The sequence below is a fragment of the Variovorax sp. IB41 genome (assembly GCF_016405905.1).
Taxonomy (GTDB): Bacteria; Pseudomonadota; Gammaproteobacteria; order Burkholderiales; family Burkholderiaceae_C; genus Variovorax.
Genome location: NZ_JAEFCB010000008.1, coordinates 102,083 through 120,086, shown reverse-complemented (window position 1 = coordinate 120,086; position 18,004 = coordinate 102,083). Strand labels below are relative to the sequence as shown.

Here is an 18,004-nt window from a genome sequence, read left to right as displayed (position 1 = left end):
TCCATACGACTTCAGTTCGTCCGAGGTTTGTTGGTTCTATACGACGAAACGGCAATTCAGGGCGACCCGGGACGAGGCCGCGTGACCTCGCTCCAGTTCACGTTTGGTGCCGGGAATACCCTCTGCCAGCCGATGCACGTTCTTGCCTACATTTCTTGCATGCAAGAAAAAGCGATCCTTGCATGCAACTCTAGACAAGCCATAAAGACAGGAGACTCCCCATGCCTCGCTTCGCCAAATCGCTTTTCGGTCAGGTGGTCATCGCGCTGGTGCTGGGCGTGCTCGCCGGCCTCTTCTGGCCCGAGTACGCCGTCAAGCTCAAGCCGCTGGGTGACGGCTTCATCAAGCTGATCAAGATGATCATCCCGGTGCTGGTGTTCTGCGTCGTCGTGCACGGCATCGCGGGCGCGGGCGACTTGAAGCGCGTGGGGCGCGTGGGCGTCAAGGCGCTGATCTATTTCGAGGTGCTCACCACCATCGCGCTGGCCATGGGCCTCGCGTTGGCCTTCTTGTTCCAGCCGGGCGCGGGCATGAACGTGGACCCGGCCAAGCTCGATCCGGCCGCCATGAGCGCCTACGCGTCGAACGCCGACAAGCTCACCAGCGGCGGCACGGTCGAGTTCCTGATGAAGCTCATCCCCACCACGGTGGTCAACGCCTTCGCCACGGGCGACGTGCTGCAGGTGCTGCTGTTCGCGGTGCTGTTCGGCTGCGCGCTGTCGCTCTTGGGCGATCGCGGCAAGCCGGTGGCGGTGGTGGTGGATGCGCTCTCGCTGGTGCTCTTCAAGATCATGGGGATCATCATCAAGCTCGCGCCGCTGGGTGTGCTGGGCGCCATCGCGTTCACGGTGGGGCAGTACGGCATCGGCTCGCTCAAGCAGCTGGGCATGCTGGTGGCGCTCTTCTACGGCGCGGTGCTGATCTTCGTGTTCGTGGTGCTGGGGCTGGTGATGCGCCTCTCGGGCTTCAGCCTCTGGAAGCTGCTGCGGTACCTGCGCGAAGAGCTCACCATCGTGTTCGCCACCACCTCGTCGGACAGCGTGCTGCCGCAGATCATGGCCAAGCTGCGCCGCATAGGCATCCGCGATTCGACGGTGGGGCTGGTGATCCCGACGGGTTATTCCTTCAACCTCGATGCCTTCTCGATCTACATCACGCTGGCGGCGGTGTTCATCGCGCAGGCGACCAACACGCCCATCTCGATGGCGGACCTGCTCACGATTCTTGCGATCGCGCTGGTCACCTCCAAGGGCGCGCACGGCGTGCCAGGCTCGGCCATCGTGGTGCTGGCCGCGACGCTGCATGCGATTCCGGCGATCCCCGCCATCGGCCTGGTGCTGGTGCTGTCGGTGGACTGGTTCATGGGCATCGCCCGCGCGCTGGGCAACCTGATCGGCAACTGCGTGGCCACGGTGGCGATCGCCGCGTGGGAAGGCGACATCGACCGCGAGCGCGCGCATGCGGTGCTCGACGGCACCTACTCGCCGGACGACGAGCCGCTGGCCGAAGCGCCCGCGGGACTCGATGCGCCCGTGGTAAACACCGGCACCGCAGCTTCCACCGCCCACTGAAAAACACATGCCCGCCGACGTCAGCCCCACCGCCATCGCCGAGCGCGTGGTCGAAGCCATCCTCGCGCAGAAGCTCGCGCCGGGCGAGCGGCTGGGCGAGCAGGCCCTGGCCAAGAACTTCGCGGTGAGCCGCACGATGGTGCGCGAGGCGCTCATGCAGCTGCAGGCGCGCGGCTTCGTCGAGGTGCAGTCGCGCCGCGGCTGGTACGTGGTGGAGCCTTCGGCCGAGGAAGCGCGCGATGCCTTCTCGGCGCGCCGCATCGTCGAGGCCGGCATCCTGGCCGAGAGCGAAGGCCGGCCGCTCGGCAAGGTGATCCGCAAATTGCGCGACCACATCGCCGACGAGCAGCGCGCCATCGAAGGCGCCGATGCCGCCACGCGCGCCTTCCTCCTGGCGGACTTCCACGTGTGCCTCGCCGAGCAGATGGGGCACCAGTTGCTGGTCGACGTGCTGCGCGACCTCACGGCGCGCACCACGCTCGCCGCCACGCTCTACCAGTCCAAGCACGAGGCGGGGCAGTCGTGCGCGGAGCATGGCGCGATCGTCGCTGCGCTCGAAGAAGGCGACACCGACAAGGCGCGCCGCCTGATGCTCGAGCACATCGGCAACGTCGAGCGCGCGCTCGAAGTGGACGCCGCCGCCGAGCCCGATGCGCCGAGCCGCCTGCGCGCCACGCTGGCGCCGGTCGCGCTGCCGCGCGCCAAACGCTGAAGCCATCCGTGCATTAGTGCCGCGGCGCGCTATCGATGACATAGCACGCCGCCCCCGGCAGGCGGGCGTTTCGCGCGGATGCGGCTTCCCACGGCGCTGCGGTGCACAAGGGCGTGCCCGCTGACAGGATCGCGCCGCCGCGCTCGGCTACAGTCCGAGACACCTATGAATTCACCCCAACTCCAGCGCGGCGTGTTCCTCGCCCTGCTCGCCGCCGTCACCGCCGCCTTCGTCTGGGTGCTGCTGCCGTTCTTCGGCGCGGTGCTGTGGGGCGTGGCGCTGGCGATCCTGTTCACGCCGCTCTACAAGTGGCTGCTCAGGAAGATGCCCGGCAAGCGCAACGCCGCAGCGCTCTCGACGCTGGCCATCTGCCTGTTCATCGTGATCCTGCCGCTGGCGATGGTGGGCGTGTCGCTGGTGCAGGAAATCGCGCTGGTCACGCAGAACATCCGCTCGGGGCAGATCAACTTCGCGGCGTATTTCCAGCAGATCCTGAACGCGACGCCGCAGTGGCTGCTCAACATCTTCGAGCGCTTCAACCTGGGCGACATGCAGGCCTGGCAGGACCGCATCTCGGCCGCCGCGGGCCAGGGCAGCCAGCTCATCGCGGGCCAGGCGCTGACCATCGGGCAGAACACCTTCGACTTCATCGTCAGCTTCTTCGTGATGCTGTACCTCCTGTACTTCCTGGTGCGCGACGGCGCGACGCTCTCCAAGACCATGCGCGACGCCGTGCCGCTCGCCAAGCCGCACACGCACTACCTGCTGAACAAGTTCACCACCGTGATCCGCGCCACCGTGAAGGGCAACGTGGCGGTGGCCATCGCGCAGGGCACCATCGGCGGGCTGGCGTTCTGGTTCCTCGGCGTGCAGGGCGCGCTCTTGTGGGCGGTGCTGATGGCCTTCCTGTCGCTCCTGCCCGCTGTGGGCGCGGCGCTCATCTGGGGGCCGGTGGCCATCTACTTCCTGGCCACGGGGCACTTCTGGCAGGGGGGCGTGCTGATCTTCGTGGGCGTGTTCGTGATCGGCCTGGTCGACAACATCCTGCGCCCGGTGCTGGTGGGCAAGGACACGCAGATGCCCGACTACATCGTGCTGATGTCCACCATCGGCGGCATGGCGATCTTCGGCATCAACGGCTTCGTGATCGGGCCGGTGATCGCGGCGCTGTTCATGGCGGCGTGGAGCCTGTTCGCGGACTCGGGCCACGTGGGCAACGGCCACCAGGTGATCGAGCCGCCGCAGGCGCCTGAAGCCGCCGACCCGGCCGCCCTGCCCGAGAACCACAAGCACAAAGGCTGAGCGCTAAGCGCTCCACCAGCCTTCGTCGAACCGCCCCTGCAGGAACGCGACGAACCCCGACACCTTCCCCGGCACCAGCTTGGGCGACGGGAACACGGCGTGGATCTCCTGCTCGGGCAGCGCGTGGTCGCCCAGCACCGCGACCACCTTGCCCGCCGCCATCGACTCGCTCGCCACATAGCGCGGCATGAGCGCGATGCCCAGTCCGTCGCGCGCGGCGGCCAGCACGGCAGAGAGGTTGTTCGAGCGAAAGCGCCCCGAGACCGGCACCGTCACCGGCTCGCCCTTGGGCGTGTGCATGCGCCAGAACTCGTCGCCCACCACGCTGCTGTAGATGAGCGCCACGTGCGCGCCCAGGTCCTGCGCGCGCTTGGGCGTACCGTGCTTCTTCAGGTAGCCCGGCGCCGCGACCATGACCCAGGGGTTCGCGCCGAGATAACGCGCGCCCAGCGATGAATCGGCCAGCTTGCCCATGCGGATCGCCACGTCGATGCCCTGCGCGATGAGGTCGACGTAGCGGTCCTCGAAGCTCAGGTCCAGCTGGACCTGCGGATGCCGGCGCATGTATTCGAGCGCGAGCGGCACCACCACGCGCCGCCCGAACGCCACCGAGGTGCCCACGCGCAAGAGACCCTGCGCCTGGTTCTGCCGCAGCTGCACGATGCTGTCGGCCTCCTCGGCGTCGCGCACGATGGTCTTGCACTTCTCGTAATAGAGCGCGCCCGGCTCGGTGAGGCTCACGCCGCGCGTGTTGCGGTTGAGCAGCCGCACCTTCAGCCGCGTTTCCGTTGCCGCGATCTGCTTGGTCACGGTCGGTTGCGTCGTGTTGAATTCGCGCGCGGCTTTCGAGAAGCTGCCGGTCTCCACGACCCGCACGAACATTTCCATTGCCAACAGTCTGTCCATGAGTACTCCTTGCCCTCACGCTCATCACTGCGTGTATCGCTGCCCCCCAAGGGGGCGCGGTCGCCTCGGGGCGGCCCGGCGATGACCATGGTAGCCAGTTATTCCGCCATGGAATAGGTTTTATGGTCCGCAGCCGTCTTCTTCGAATGGCCCCCGCTTCCTACAGTGGACGTCACTTAACGGAGACAGTCCATGGCAAAGATGAAAGCAGTACAGGCCGCCGTGCTTGTGATGGAAAAGGAAGGCGTCACGCAGGCCTTCGGCGTGCCCGGCGCGGCCATCAACCCGATGTATTCGGCGCTGCGCCAGCGCGGCAGCATCTCGCACATCCTCGCGCGCCACGTCGAGGGCGCCTCGCACATGGCCGAGGGCTACACGCGGGCGGTGGCCGGCAACATCGGCGTGTGCATCGGCACCTCGGGCCCGGCGGGCACCGACATGATCACGGGCCTGTACTCGGCCTGGGCCGATTCGATCCCGATCCTCTGCATCACGGGCCAGGCGCCGCGCGCGCGCCTCTACAAGGAAGACTTCCAGGCGGTGGACATCGAATCGATCTCCAAGCCCGTCACCAAGTGGTCGGTCACCGTGCGCGAGCCCGGCCAGGTGCCGCAGGTGTTCCAGCAGGCCTTTCACCTGATGCGCTCGGGCCGCCCCGGCCCCGTGCTCGTCGACCTGCCCTTCGACGTGCAGATGGCCGAGATCGAGTTCGACATCGACAGCTACGAGCCCCTCACGCCCTACAAGCCGGCCGCCACGCGCGCCCAGATCGAGAAGGCCATCGGCATGCTGCAAGCCGCCGAGCGCCCGCTGATCGTGGCCGGCGGCGGCGTCATCAACGCCGATGCGTCCGACCTGCTCGTGCGCTTCGCCGAAGCCACCGGCGTGCCGGTGATCCCCACGCTCATGGGCTGGGGCGCGATTCCCGACGACCATCCACTCATGGCCGGCATGTGCGGCCTGCAGACCAGCCACCGCTACGGCAACGCGACGATGCTCGCGAGCGACTTCGTGCTGGGCATCGGCAACCGCTGGGCCAACCGCCACACCGGTTCGGTCGACGTCTACACCAAGGGCCGCAAATTCGTGCACGTGGACATCGAGCCCACGCAGATCGGCCGCGTGTTCACGCCCGACTTCGGCATCGTCTCGGACGCCAAGGCCGCGCTCGAACAGTTCGTCGCCGTCGCCGAGGAAATGAAGGCCGCGGGCAAGCTCACCGACCGCCGCGAGTGGGCCAGGTCGTGCATCGAGCGCAAGAAGACCATGCTGCGCAAGACCAACTTCGACGAAGTGCCGATGAAGCCGCAGCGCGTGTACCAGTGCATGAACAACAACTTCAGCAACGACACCTGCTACGTGAGCACCATCGGGCTCTCGCAGATCGCGGCCGCGCAGTTCCTGCACGTGTACAACCCGCGCCACTGGATCAACTGCGGCCAGGCCGGCCCGCTGGGCTGGACCATTCCCGCGGCGCTGGGCGTGCGCGCGGCCGACCCCACGCGCAAGATCGTCGCGCTCTCGGGCGACTACGACTTCCAGTTCATGATCGAGGAGCTGGCCGTGGGCGCGCAGTTCAAGCTGCCGTACATCCACATCGTGGTGAACAACTCGTACCTGGGCCTCATCCGCCAGGCGCAGCGCGGCTTCGAGATGGACTACTGCGTGCAGCTCGCGTTCGACAACATCAACGCCGGCCCCGACGCGGGCATCGAGAGCAGCTACGGCGTCGATCACCTGAAGGTCGTCGAAGGACTGGGCTGCAAGGCGATCCGCGTGAACAAGCAGGAAGAGATCGCCCCGGCCATCCAGCGCGCCGAGGCCCTCATGGCCGAGTTCAGCGTGCCGGTGGTCATCGAGGTGATGCTGGAGCGCGTGACCAACATCGCGATGGGCACCGAGATCGACAACATCACCGAGTTCGAGCCGCTGGCCGAGCACCCCGCCGATGCGCCCACCGCGGTCGCGGCCGAGATGCTGGACTGAGCACGGAGACGCACATGCCCAAGTTCGCAGCCAACCTCACGATGCTCTTCACCGAGCTGCCGTTCATGCAACGCTTCGAAGCCGCCGCCAAGGCGGGCTTCAAGGGGGTCGAGTACCTCTTCCCCTACCCCTTCGAGAAGAAGGAACTCGCCGCAGCCCTCCGCACCAACGGCCTCACGCAAGTGCTGCACAACCTGCCCGCCGGCGACTGGGACAAGGGCGAGCGCGGCATCGCGTGCCTGGCCGACCGCACCGGCGAATTCGCCGAAGGCATCGGCATGGCGATCGACTACGCGAGCGCGCTCGGCTGCCCGCAGGTCAACTGCCTCGTCGGCAAGGTGCCCGAGGGCGCCGACATCAACGTGGTGAACCGCACGGTGATCGACAACCTGCGCCTGGCCGCGCGGGAGCTGGAGGCCGCGGGCATCCGCATGCTGATCGAGCCAATCAACACCTTCGACATTCCGGGCTTCTATCTGAACCGCACCGACAAGGCGCTCGCGCTCATCGAGGCGGTGGGCTCGCCCAACCTGAAGGTGCAGTACGACATCTACCACGCGCAGCGCATGGAGGGCGAACTGGGCAACACGCTCACCAAGCACCTCGCGCAGATCGGCCACATCCAGCTGGCCGACAACCCCGGCCGCGGAGAGCCGGGCACGGGCGAGATCAACTACCCGTGGCTCTTCAGGCACATCGATGCGCTGGGCTACGACGGCTGGATCGGCTGCGAATACAAGCCGCGCAAGGACACGGTCGACGGCCTCGGATGGCGCGAAGCGCTCACGCAATAAGACAGGCAATAAGCCAGGCAACAAGACACGACTTCAGATTGGAAAAAAGAGACATGACGACCACACCCCAGAAAATCGGATTCATCGGCCTCGGCATCATGGGCGCGCCCATGGCGGGCCACCTGCTCGACGCCGGCCACCAGCTCTTCGTGAACACGCAGGGCAACACGCCCGAGCCCTTCATCTCCAAGGCCAAGATCTGCGCCTCTGCCGCCGAAGTGGCGCGCCAGTCGGACATCATCTTCATCATGGTGCCGGACACGCCCGACGTGGAGAAGGTGCTGTTCGGCGAGCCGGGCACGCACGGCGTGGCCGAGGGCCTGAAGGACTCGCGCGGCAAGATCGTGGTGGACTGCAGCTCCATCGACCCGATCGCCACCAAGGCCTTCGCCAAGCGCATCGTGGCGCTTGGCTGCGGCTACATCGACGCGCCGGTCTCCGGTGGCGAAGTGGGCGCCAAGGCCGCGAGCCTCACGATCATGTGCGGCGGCGACGAAGGCACCTTCGAGCGCGTGAAGCCGCTGCTGGACAAGATGGGCAAGAACGTCACGCTGGTGGGCGCCGTGGGCGACGGCCAGGTCTGCAAGGTGGCCAACCAGATCATCGTGGCGCTGAACATCGCGGCGGTGGGCGAGGCGCTGCTGTTCGCCTCGAAGGCGGGCGCCGATCCGGCCAAGGTGCGCCAGGCGCTGATGGGCGGCTTTGCGAGCTCGCGCATCCTCGAAGTGCACGGCGAACGGATGATCAAGCGCACCTTCGCGCCGGGTTTCCGCATCGCGCTGCACCAGAAGGACCTGAACCTCGCGCTGCAGAGCGCGCGTTCGCTGGGCGTGGCACTGCCGCAGACGGCGGGTGCGGCCCAGTTGATGAACGCCTGCGCGGCGCTCGGCCATGGGCAGCAGGATCACTCGGCACTGGTGCGCGCGCTCGAAGCGCTCGCCCAGCACACCGTCACGCCGGACTGATCGATCACTCCCGTTCGGGCGGCGTCATGACCGCCGTTCGGGCTGAGCTTGTCGAAGCCTTGCGCCAGCACTTCGACAAGCTCAGTGTGAGCGGGCTGCTCTCGAGCCCAGGGCGCTCCCTTTACGACCACCGTTCGGGCTGAGCTTGTCGAAGCCTCGCCCGATCGGGCGCTGGCCCTTCGACAGGCTCAGGGAGAACGGTGATGACGCGAAGGCATCGCGTCAGGTTTTCGCTGCCTCCAGCGACTCTTTCAGGTTCCGCCTGCGCCATGCCCAGGTCTTCACGGCCTGCGGCAGGATGCCGATGCACGAGGCGTAGTACGTCACCTTGAAGCCCCAGAAGCGCGGGCCGATGGGCGTGTCGCGGAACAGGTCGCCGGCCAGGATGGACAAGAGCGCCTCCTGCATGCGCCACACGTTGCGCGGGTTCATGAAGAGCCGGCGGATGGCCGGCGAGGTGATGCGGTAGATGAACCACGAGAACATCTTCGGCCCGTGCTTCATGACCTTCTCGTAGTGGCGGAAGGCGCGCTCGGCCTCCTTCGCTTCGCCCTTGAGCCAGTGGTCGGCCGCGGTCGCGGCCTCGAAGCCGCTGTTCATCGCCAGGTACACGCCCGAGGAGAACATCGGGTCCACGAAGGCGTAGGCATCGCCCACCATCATGAAGCGGTCGCCGCGGCAGAACTTGGAGTCGTAGGCGTAGTTGCCGGTGGTGGTGGCGCCCTCCATCAGCGTGGCGTTCGCAAGGCGCGCGGCCAGCTTGGGCGCGAGCGCGATGGTCTGCATGAGGAAGTCTTCGAGCGACGCGCCCTGGCGGCGCTTGAAGTACGCGGGCGAGGCCACGGCGCCGACGCTCACGGTGCCGTCCTTCAGCGGGATGTACCAGAACCAGCCGTGGTCGAACCAGAAGAGCGTGATGTTGCCCTCGAAGCGCCCGGGCCGGCGCTCGGCGTTGGCGAAGTGGCCGTAGAGCGCGGCGCTCGCGTGCTTGCGGTTGCGCTGCTTGGCATCGAACTGGTTGGACAGCAGCGTGTCGCGGCCGCTCGCATCGATCACGAAGCGCGGGCGCCAGGTCGTCTCGGTGCCGTCGTCGGCCTTGATCTTCACCAGCGGGCGGTTGTCGGGCGTGCCCTTGCCGGCGTCCATGTCCACGCCGGTGACGCGCTGGCCCTCGAAGGTGCGCGCGCCGCGCTTGCCGGCATGGCGGAACAGCAGCTCGTCGAATTCCGAGCGGCGCACGTGCACCGCGTACGGAAAGCTCTTGTCCATCGCCTCGCCGAAATTGAAGTGGCTCGTGTGGTCGTGCCAGGGCGAGACGAACTCGGCGCCGTGCTTCTTGATGCCGATGGCCTCGACCTCGGTGCGCACGCCCAGCCGGTCGAAGAGAGGCATGTTCATCGGCAGCAGCGATTCGCCGATGTGAAAGCGCGGGTGCTGCGCCTTCTCGATCAGGACCACGTCGTGGCCCTTGTCCGCGAGCAGCGCGGCCACGGTGGAGCCCGAAGGGCCGCCGCCGATGACCACGACGTCCGGGTCGGTGCTGGTGAAAGGTCCGGGTGTCATGCGCTGCCCCTCCGTTGTCTTTGTGTTTGGGTTGACGATGCCCGCCGCCCTCGCGGCAAGGCTCGGCTTTCTTATGGTTAACCTCGATTCACCTGGATGCACCTCGATCAACAGCGCCGGAGTTTAGCGAACCGGCCGCCCCGGTTTCGCGCAAGCTATGGGTTCAGGCGTTTTCGGCATTCCCCCCGCGGGAGAGGGTCGCGCTTTTGCGGTAGCCTCATTGCCCGTCAGAAACAAGGAGACATTTCATGGCTGCACCCCTCTCCCCCGCAGAAGAAGCACTTCGCGAGGCAGCGCGCGAATACCATCGCTCGCCCGTCAAGGGCAAGATTTCGATCACCCCCACCAAGCCCCTCTTGAACCAGCGCGACCTGTCGCTGGCCTATTCGCCGGGCGTGGCCTATCCGTGCCTGGACATCGCCGCCGACCCGTCGCTGGCGGTCGAATTCACCGCGCGCGGCAACCTCGTGGGCGTGGTCACCAACGGCACCGCGGTGCTGGGCCTGGGCAACATCGGCCCGCTGGCCGCCAAGCCGGTGATGGAAGGCAAGGGGTGCCTCTTCAAGAAATTCGCCGGCATCGACGTGTTCGACATCGAGCTGGCCGAGAACGACCCCGACAAGCTGGTCGACATCATCGCGGCGCTGGAGCCCACGCTGGGTGGCATCAACCTGGAAGACATCAAGGCGCCCGAGTGCTTCTACATCGAGAAGAAGCTGCGCGAGCGCATGAACATCCCGGTGTTCCATGACGACCAGCACGGCACGGCCATCATCTCGGCCGCGGCGCTCATCAACGGGCTGGAGCTCGTGGGCAAGAAGATCGAGGACGTGAAGATCGCCGTCTCGGGCGCGGGCGCCGCCGCCATCGCCTGCCTCGATGTGATGGTCGGCCTGGGCGCCAAGCCCGCCAACATCTACGCCTGCGACTCCAAAGGCCTCATCTACATCGGCCGCGCGGGCGGCTTCGACGAATCGAAATCGCGCTACGCCCAGAAAGACACCGGCGCCCGCACCCTGGCCGACGTGGTGAAGGACGCCGATGTGTTCCTCGGCTGCTCGGCCCCCGGCGTGATGTCGGCCGACATGGTCAAGACCATGGGCACGCAGCCCATCATCCTGGCGCTGGCCAACCCCGAGCCGGAGATCCGCCCCGAGCTGGCCAAGGCCGTGCGGCCGGACTGCATCATCGCCACCGGCCGCTCGGACTACCCGAACCAGGTCAACAACGTGCTGTGCTTCCCGTACATCTTCCGCGGCGCGCTCGATTGCGGCGCGACCAAGATCACGGAAGAAATGAAGCTGGCCTGCGTGCGCGAGATCGCCGACCTCACCAAGGCCGACATCAGCGAGGAAGTGGCCACGGCCTACGCGGGGCAGGAGCTCTCGTTCGGGCCCGACTACATCATTCCGAAGCCCTTCGATTCGCGCCTCATCCTGCGCATCGCGCCGGCCGTGGCCAAGGCAGCCGCGGCTTCCGGTGTGGCCACCCGCCCCATCGAGGATATGGAGGCCTACCGCCAGCACCTCACGCGCTTCGTCTACCAGACCGGCATGTTCATGCGCCCGGTGTTCACCGCCGCCAAGCTGGCCACCGCCAAGCGCGTGGCCTACGCCGAGGGCGAGGACGAGCGCGTGCTGCGCGCCGCGCAGCTGGCCGTCGACGAAGGCCTGGCGCACCCGATCCTGGTGGGCCGCCCCGCCGTGATCGAGGCGCGCATCAAGAAGGCGGGCCTGCACATCCGCGCGGGCACCGACTTCGAGATCGTCAACCCCGAGGACGACCCGCGTTTCCGCGTGTACTGGGAAGCCTTCCACAAGCTCATGGGCCGCCGCGGCGTGACGCCCGAGGCCGCCAAGACCATGGTGCGCCGCTCCAACACCACCATCGCCGCGCTGATGCTGCACCTGGGCGATGCCGACGCGATGATCTGCGGCCTGGTCGGGCGCTTCGACGTGCACCTGGAGCACATCCGCAACCTGATTGGCCTGAAGCGCGGCGCGCCGGGTTTCGCGACGCTCAACGCGCTCACGCTGGAGAAGCGCACGGTCTTCATCACCGACACCAACGTGAACGAAGACCCGAGCGCCGAGATGCTCGCGAGCATCGCGCTCATGGCCGCCGAAGAGGTGCGCCGCTTCGGCCTGCCGCCCAAGGTGGCCTTCCTCTCGCACTCGAACTACGGCACCTCCAGCCGCGGGTCGGCGCGCAAGATGCGCCTGGCGCGCGACCTGTTCGCGCAGATGGCGCCCGACATCGAATGCGACGGCGAGATGCACGGCGACGCCGCGCTCTCGGAAGAAGTGCGCCGCACCGCGCTGCCCGAGACCACGCTCACGGGCGAGGCGAACCTCCTGGTGTGCCCGAACCTGGACTCGGCGCACATCCTCTACAACGTGCTCAAGATGACCGGTGCCAACGGCATCACGGTCGGCCCGATCCTCCTGGGCGGGGCGGGCTCGGCGCATGTGCTGACGCCTTCGTCGACCGTGCGGCGCGTGGTCAACATGACGGCGCTGGCGGTGGCCAATGCGACGACCGCGCTGAAGTAACCCACGCTGCCTCCAGCGAAAACGCCCCGCCGTGGTGACGCAGCGGGGCGTTTTTTCGTGTTTTTGCACTGGAAGCACTCCGTTGCGCACCGCCGTGGCCAGCCCGGAAGGGTTCGCACCAATCGCGTGCGGGCACCGTTTTTGCTTGAATGCCGAAGCATTCACCTTCACGGATCCCGCATGAACAAGCGCCAACTGCTCCAGTCCTTTCTCGCCGCCTCGGCCCTGAGCTTCGGCCTTTCAGCGGCCCATGCGCAGGCCCCGACGCCGATCAAGTTCCAGCTCGACTGGCGCTTCGAAGGACCGGCGGCGCTGTTCCTGCACCCTGCCGCCAAGGGCTACTTCAAGGCGGCGGGCCTGGACGTGACGATCGACGCGGGCAACGGCTCCGGCGGCACGGTCACGCGCGTGGCATCGGGTGCCTACGAAATGGGCTTTGCCGACCTCGCGGCGCTGATGGAATTCCACGCCAACAACCCCGATAGCCCCAACAAGCCGGTCGCGGTGATGATGGTCTACAACAACACGCCGGCCTCGGTCATGGCGCTCAAGAAGAGCGGCATCACCAAGCCCGCGGACCTGGCCGGCAAGAAGCTCGGCGCGCCGGTGTTCGACGCGGGCCGCCGCGCGTTCCCGATCTTCGCCAAGGCCAACAACATCGGTGCCGTGAACTGGACCGCCATGGACCCGACGCTGCGCGAGACCATGCTGATGCGCGGCGACATCGACGCCATCACCGGCTTCACCTTCACCTCGCTCCTGAACCTGGAGGCGCGCGGCGCCAAGACGGCCGACGTGGTGGTGCTGCCCTACCCCGACTACGGCGTGAAGCTCTACGGCAACGTGATCATCGCGTCGCCCAAGCTCATCAAGGAGAACCCGGCGGCGGTGAAGAAATTCCTCTCGGCCTTTGCCAAGGGTGCCAAGGAAGTCATCGCCAATCCGGCGATGGGCATCGAGTCGGTGAAGGCGCGCGACGGCATCATCGACAGCAAGCTGGAAACCCGCCGCCTGCAGCTGGCCATCGACACGGTGATCAACAGCGCCGACGCGCGCGCCGAGGGCTTCGGCGGCGTCAACGCGGGCCGCATGTCGCTCATGGCCTCGCAGGTGTCCGACGCCTTCAACACCAAGACCCGCGTGAGCCCCGATGCCGTGTGGACCGCCGCCCTGCTGCCGCCGGCCGCCGAACTCAGCGGAATCCTGCGCAAGTGATGGCGGACGCACCGAGCGACACTGCCGCCCCCTTCGTCGAATTCCAGGACGTCTGGCTCGCCTACAACGAGGAGCTGCTGCGCGAGAACCACTTCGCGGTCGAGGCGATCGACCTGAAGGTCAAGCGCGGCGAGTTCATCGCGATCGTCGGGCCTTCGGGCTGCGGCAAGTCGACCTTCATGAAGCTCACCACGGGGCTGAAGATGCCCTCGATGGGCAAGATCCGCATCGACGGCGCGCCGGTGACCGGACCGCTCAAGATCTCGGGCATGGCCTTCCAGGCGCCGTCGCTCCTGCCGTGGCGTACCACGGTCGACAACGTGCTGCTGCCGCTGGAGATCGTGGAGCCCTACCGCTCGAACTTCAAGGCCAGGCGAAAAGAATACGTCGAGCGCGCGCGCAGGCTGCTGCAGAAGGTGGGCCTCGCGGGCTATGAAGACAAGTTTCCGTGGCAGCTCTCGGGCGGCATGCAGCAGCGCGCGAGCATCTGCCGCGCGCTCATCCACGAGCCCAAGATGCTGCTGCTGGACGAACCCTTCGGCGCGCTCGACGCGTTCACGCGCGAGGAGCTCTGGTGCATCCTGCGCGACCTCTGGACCGAGCAGCAGTTCAACGTGATCCTGGTGACGCACGACCTGCGCGAATCGGTGTTCCTGGCCGACACGGTGTACGTGATGAGCAAGAGCCCGGGCCGCTTCGTGGTGAAACGCGATATCGAGCTGCCGCGTCCGCGCGAGCTCGAACTCACCTACACGAAAGAGTTCACCGACATCGTGCTGGAACTTCGCGGGCACATCGGCGCGATGCGCGGCAAGGCGGTCGCATGATGAAGAATTCGAAACAGATCGAACGCTGGTCGCCCTGGCTGCTCTTGGTCGCGGTGCTGCTGCTGTGGCAGATCATTTGCGCGGGCTTCGAGGTCTCGGACTTCATCTTCCCGAGTCCGTGGCGCATCTGGACGCAGTTCTGGGAGTTCAAGGAGATCATCGCGGGCCATGCGTGGCGCACCTTCTGGGTCACGATGGCGGGCTTCGGCCTCGCGATCGTGGTGGGCGTGCTGATGGGCTTCGTCATCGGCAGCTCGCGCATCGCGTATGCGGCGATCTATCCGCTCATGACGGCCTTCAACGCGCTGCCCAAGGCGGCCTTCGTACCGATCCTGGTGGTGTGGTTCGGCATCGGTGCGGGGCCGGCGATTCTCACGGCGTTTCTCATCAGCTTCTTCCCGATCATGGTCAACATCGCGACGGGCCTGGCCACGATGGAGCCCGAGCTCGAAGACGTGCTGCGCGTGCTCGGTGCCAAGCGCTGGGACGTGCTCATGAAGATCGGCCTGCCGCGCTCCATGCCCTACTTCTTCGGCTCGCTGAAGGTGGCGATCACGCTGGCCTTCGTCGGCACCACGGTGAGCGAGATGACTGCGGCCAACGAGGGCATCGGCTACCTGCTGATCTCGGCCGGCTCGGCCATGCAGATGGGCCTGGCCTTCGCGGGCCTGATGGTGGTGGGCGCGATGGCGATGCTGATGTACGAGCTCTTCAGCGTGATCGAAAAACACACCACGGGCTGGGCCCACCGCGGCTCCCAGAACCAGTGAGACGCGCATGACCCACGACCAGATCCTTCGCGCGCTGCGGCGCGCCGACGAAGTGGCCCGCCGCGCGATGGCGATGGGCCGCCACCCCTTCGGCGCGGTGCTCGTCGCGCCCGACGGCGAGACCATCCTCGCCGAGCAGGGCAACATCGACACGGTGAACCACGCCGAGGCAACGCTCGCGCGCCACGCCGCGCAGAACTGGCCGGCCGACTACCTCTGGCAGTGCACGCTGGTGACGACCTTCGAGCCCTGCGCGATGTGCGCGGGCACGAGCTACTGGGCGAACATCGGGCGCATCGTTTATGGCGCGGAAGAATCGGCGCTGCTCGCGCTCACGGGCGACCACCCCGAGAACCCGACGCTGAGCCTGCCGTGCCGCGAGGTGTTCGCGCGCGGGCAGAAGCACGTCGAGGTGATCGGGCCGGTGCCTGAAGTGGCCGAGGAAATGATCGCCACGCACCGCGGGTTCTGGGAGACGCGGTAGGCCGCCAGGTCGCTAGGCCAGCAGCAGCGAAGCCTCGTCGCGCCAGTAGTTCACCGCGGCGAGCCAGCCTTCCCACACGCAGCCGTTGCAGCCGCGCCCGCAGCAGGTGGTGGGCTCGGGCGGCGGTGCGCGCATGGCGAGCCCCTCTGCATCGAGCACCGCCTGCACGCGCGCGATCAACGCCTGCGCGCTCGCAAGGTTCGTGGGCTCGGGCAGCCGGTCGATGAGGTTCATGGCGACGCGATTCTCACGCGTTGAGGTTCAACTCGAGCCGCATCTTCGCGCCACCCGATTCGCTCGAACCGATGGTCAGTTGACCGCGATGCAGGCGCGCGACCTCGGCCACGAGATGCAGCCCCAGCCCCGCGCCGCGCCCGCGCGGCACGAGCCGATGAAACGGCGCCACCACGCGCTCGCGGTCCGCCTCGGGAATGCCGGGCCCCGAGTCCAGCACCTCGATGCACGAGGGCGCGCACAGCCGCACCTCGATGTCGCAGCCCTGCCCGCCATGCTCGATGGCGTTCTGGATCAGGTTGGTGAGCGCGCGTTCGAGCGAGGGCGCATCGCCGTGCACCATCAGCGGCTGCGGCGCATCGACCGAGAGCGTGCAACGGTTCTGGATCGCGAGCGGCGCGATGTCGGCCGCCACGCGCTCGCACAGCGCCCTCAGGTCCACCGGCTCTTCCTGCGGCACGACGTGGTCCAGGCGCTGCAGGTCGAGCAATTGCTCGGCCAGCGTGGCCAGGCGCGCCGAGGCCTGCATCAGCTTCACCTTGAGTGGATCGTTCGGCAGGCCTTCCAGGTGGATCTGCAGCGTGGTGATCGGCGTGCGCAGCTCGTGCGCGGCGTCGGCGAGGAACCGCTCCTGCCGGTCGTAGCCTTCGTTGAGCCGGTCGAAGGCGCGGTTGACGGCGTTGACCAGCGGGCGGATCTCGCTGGCCACGTTCGCGAGCGGCAGGCGCGTGGTGCGCTCGTGCACGTCGATGCCCTCCGCATGCTCCGCGGTGGCCACCACGCCCTGCAGGCCGCGCTTCACCACGAAGGGCGTGGCCAGGATCACGCCCAGGCTGGTGAGCAGCGCCATCGGCGCCACCAGGAACAGGAACACGAGGCCCGTGCCCTTCAACGTGTTCTTCACCGACAGCGGACTGCCGGTCTGCGCGAGCACGTTGACCGGGCCGGCAGTGGTCTCGACGCGCTCGAAGCGGGCCTTGGGCTGGGTGTTGTCCTTCGCGGGCTCGATGGCGATGCGCGCCATGCCGTCGAGCGTCGTCATGAGCGTCGCGTATTTGGGCGGCACATCGCCATGACGCACTTCGGCGCCCTTGGCATCGCGCGCGATGAACCAGAAGCCCGGGTCGCCGTTCTGCAGGCGCAGGAATTCGGCCGTCGGCACCACGATCAGCTTGCCGGCGGCGTCGCGGGTCAGCGCGCGCTGGATCACCGCGACGGTCTCCTGCCCGGTCTCGTCGACCACGCGGCCCAGCACCCACGCCAGGCCGATGAAACCGCCCAGCACCAGCGAGCCGACCACCACCTGCAGCAGGATCAGGCTCCAGATCAGCCGCCAGCGCAGCGAGAGCAGGCTCAGGCTCATGCGTCAGGCCGCCGACGCCGCGCAGATGAGATAGCCCACGCCGCGGATCGCATGGATCTCGACCTGCGCGCCCGCCTTGTCGAGCTTGGAGCGCAGCCGCGAGACGTGCGTGTCGAGCGCATTCGACTGGATGTCGTCCTTGTGGCCGTACACGCGGTCCTGCAGCGCCTCGCGCAGCACGGTGCGGCCGCGGTGCTCGAGCAGGGTCTCCAGCACCAGCAGTTCGCGCCGCGGCAGCGTGAGGCTCGCCTCGCCCACGTGGGCCTGCCGCGCGTGGTGGTCGAAGCGCAACTGCCCGAGCGTCATGACGAAGTTGGCGCGCACCGCGGGGCGACGCGCCAAGGCGCGCACGCGCGCCATGAGCTCGTCCATCGAGAAGGGCTTGGCGAGGTAGTCGTCCGCGCCGCCATCCAGGCTCAGCACGCGCTCCGCCACGTCGGACATGGCGGTGAGCACCAGCACGGCGGCGGCGATGTCGTTCTGCCGCAGGAACGCCACGAGCGAGAGGCCGTCGCCGTCGGGCAGCCCGCGGTCGAGCACGATCACGTCGTGCTGCGCGCCGAGCGCGGCCTCCTCGGCTTCGCGCAGCGAGCCCGCCACATCGACCACCGCCTGGTTCTGGCGCAAGGCCGACGCGAGCGCCTGCGCCAGATCGACTTCGTCTTCGACAAGCAGGATTCTCATGAGGGGATGCAGAGGATGCGGGGAGGCAGTGGAGCGGATGGGCCGGACATTCTAGGAGAGCCCCTAGGCCGCCCAG

At 67.4% G+C, this 18,004-nt stretch carries 16 protein-coding genes; 11 read left to right on the top strand and 5 right to left on the bottom strand.

The genetic code is table 11. From position 1 onward, the window contains the following. Positions 1-221 precede the first annotated feature (221 nt). From JC881_RS16590 to JC881_RS16580, 3 genes are all read left to right on the top strand, one after another. On the top strand, positions 222-1,571 hold the full coding sequence (locus JC881_RS16590) for a C4-dicarboxylate transporter DctA (protein ID WP_198786800.1): 1,350 nt from the start codon (positions 222-224) through the stop codon (positions 1,569-1,571). A gap of 7 nt (positions 1,572-1,578) precedes the next feature. After that, entirely contained in the window at positions 1,579-2,283 is a 705-nt protein-coding gene (locus tag JC881_RS16585) for a GntR family transcriptional regulator (protein WP_198786799.1), read from the top strand. A gap of 165 nt (positions 2,284-2,448) precedes the next feature. Continuing rightward, positions 2,449-3,585 (top strand): AI-2E family transporter, encoded by a 1,137-nt coding sequence (locus tag JC881_RS16580; protein WP_198786798.1) that lies wholly within the window; start codon positions 2,449-2,451, stop codon positions 3,583-3,585. A gap of 3 nt (positions 3,586-3,588) precedes the next feature. Here the strand turns inward: JC881_RS16580 and JC881_RS16575 are convergent, their stop codons facing one another. Further along, positions 3,589-4,491, bottom strand: a complete 903-nt coding sequence (locus JC881_RS16575) for a LysR family transcriptional regulator (protein ID WP_198786797.1) — start codon at positions 4,489-4,491, stop codon at positions 3,589-3,591. Positions 4,492-4,683: 192 nt separating this feature from the next. On the opposite strand from JC881_RS16575, the gene gcl reads away from it, so the two are divergent. The 3 genes from gcl to JC881_RS16560 are packed head-to-tail and all read left to right on the top strand — an operon-like array spanning position 4,684 to position 8,236. Beyond that, complete coding sequence (gene gcl / locus JC881_RS16570) at positions 4,684-6,477, top strand: glyoxylate carboligase (protein ID WP_198786796.1); 1,794 nt, start codon at positions 4,684-4,686, stop codon at positions 6,475-6,477. Between the two features lie 14 nt (positions 6,478-6,491). Beyond that, positions 6,492-7,271, top strand: coding sequence for a hydroxypyruvate isomerase (gene hyi, locus JC881_RS16565; protein WP_198786795.1), 780 nt, complete (start codon positions 6,492-6,494; stop codon positions 7,269-7,271). A 53-nt stretch (positions 7,272-7,324) separates the two neighbouring features. Next, positions 7,325-8,236 carry a 2-hydroxy-3-oxopropionate reductase gene (locus tag JC881_RS16560; protein WP_198786794.1) on the top strand — a complete coding sequence of 304 codons (912 nt, stop codon included), beginning with the start codon at positions 7,325-7,327 and terminating at the stop codon, positions 8,234-8,236. Positions 8,237-8,458: 222 nt separating this feature from the next. On the opposite strand, the gene JC881_RS16555 is transcribed toward JC881_RS16560, so the two are convergent. Continuing rightward, complete coding sequence (locus JC881_RS16555) at positions 8,459-9,799, bottom strand: NAD(P)/FAD-dependent oxidoreductase (RefSeq protein ID WP_198786793.1); 1,341 nt, start codon at positions 9,797-9,799, stop codon at positions 8,459-8,461. A gap of 248 nt (positions 9,800-10,047) precedes the next feature. On the opposite strand from JC881_RS16555, the gene JC881_RS16550 reads away from it, so the two are divergent. The 5 genes from JC881_RS16550 (at position 10,048) to JC881_RS16530 (ending at position 15,647) form a co-directional block, all read left to right on the top strand. After that, positions 10,048-12,351 carry an NADP-dependent malic enzyme gene (locus JC881_RS16550; protein WP_198786792.1) on the top strand — a complete coding sequence of 768 codons (2,304 nt, stop codon included), beginning with the start codon at positions 10,048-10,050 and terminating at the stop codon, positions 12,349-12,351. A 180-nt stretch (positions 12,352-12,531) separates the two neighbouring features. Then, complete coding sequence (locus JC881_RS16545; protein ID WP_198786791.1) at positions 12,532-13,566, top strand: ABC transporter substrate-binding protein; 1,035 nt, start codon at positions 12,532-12,534, stop codon at positions 13,564-13,566. Further along, positions 13,566-14,393, top strand: a complete 828-nt coding sequence (locus JC881_RS16540; RefSeq protein WP_198786790.1) for an ABC transporter ATP-binding protein — start codon at positions 13,566-13,568, stop codon at positions 14,391-14,393. The genes JC881_RS16545 and JC881_RS16540 overlap by 1 nt, the downstream gene beginning before the upstream one ends. Continuing rightward, on the top strand, positions 14,393-15,163 hold the full coding sequence (locus tag JC881_RS16535; RefSeq protein ID WP_198786789.1) for an ABC transporter permease: 771 nt from the start codon (positions 14,393-14,395) through the stop codon (positions 15,161-15,163). Before JC881_RS16540 ends, JC881_RS16535 begins: the two co-directional genes overlap by 1 nt. Before the next feature lie 7 nt (positions 15,164-15,170). After that, positions 15,171-15,647 (top strand): nucleoside deaminase, encoded by a 477-nt coding sequence (locus tag JC881_RS16530; protein ID WP_198786788.1) that lies wholly within the window; start codon positions 15,171-15,173, stop codon positions 15,645-15,647. Between the two features lie 12 nt (positions 15,648-15,659). Here the strand turns inward: JC881_RS16530 and JC881_RS16525 are convergent, their stop codons facing one another. From JC881_RS16525 to JC881_RS16515, 3 genes are read right to left on the bottom strand one after another with little or no spacing between them, the layout of a single operon-like run. After that, entirely contained in the window at positions 15,660-15,881 is a 222-nt protein-coding gene (locus JC881_RS16525) for an oxidoreductase-like domain-containing protein (RefSeq protein WP_198786787.1), read from the bottom strand. Positions 15,882-15,894: 13 nt separating this feature from the next. Continuing rightward, positions 15,895-17,244 carry a sensor histidine kinase gene (locus JC881_RS16520; RefSeq protein ID WP_233101838.1) on the bottom strand — a complete coding sequence of 450 codons (1,350 nt, stop codon included), beginning with the start codon at positions 17,242-17,244 and terminating at the stop codon, positions 15,895-15,897. Between the two features lie 3 nt (positions 17,245-17,247). Continuing rightward, positions 17,248-17,928: a response regulator gene (locus JC881_RS16515; protein ID WP_198786786.1), complete on the bottom strand. Its 681-nt coding sequence runs from the start codon at positions 17,926-17,928 to the stop codon at positions 17,248-17,250. Between the last annotated feature and the right edge of the window lie 76 nt (positions 17,929-18,004).